This is a genomic window from Anoxybacillus sp. LAT27 (assembly GCF_022030075.1).
Lineage (GTDB): Bacteria > Bacillota > Bacilli > Bacillales > Anoxybacillaceae > Anoxybacillus > Anoxybacillus kestanbolensis.
This window is the reverse complement of the sequence record NZ_JAIWYK010000301.1, coordinates 1-233: the sequence shown is the minus strand read 5'-3', so window position 1 is coordinate 233 and position 233 is coordinate 1. Positions and strand designations below refer to the sequence as shown.

Below are 233 nucleotides of genomic sequence, written 5' to 3'. Positions count from 1 at the left end.
CCTGCGCCGCCGTGGCACCGGGCAGCAGGATGAGGATCTCCTCGCCGCCCGTGCGGAAGACGAAATCGGTCTGGCGCACCCGGTCGGTCAGGAAGCGGCCGATGGTCTGCAGCACGCGGTCGCCCGCCTGATGGCCGTGATGGTCGTTGAGGCGCTTGAAATAATCGAGATCGACCATGATCACCGCGAGCGGCTGGCCGCGCACGTCCGATTCGGACATCAGCCGCCGCCCG

Annotated in this window: 1 protein-coding gene; it reads right to left on the bottom strand. The window is 68.2% G+C overall.

What is annotated here, in order from left to right:
• The coding region (locus tag LD028_RS09540; protein ID WP_237811679.1) for a GGDEF domain-containing protein at positions 1–220 on the bottom strand (220 nt) is incomplete at its 3' end.
• Between the last annotated feature and the right edge of the window lie 13 nt (positions 221–233).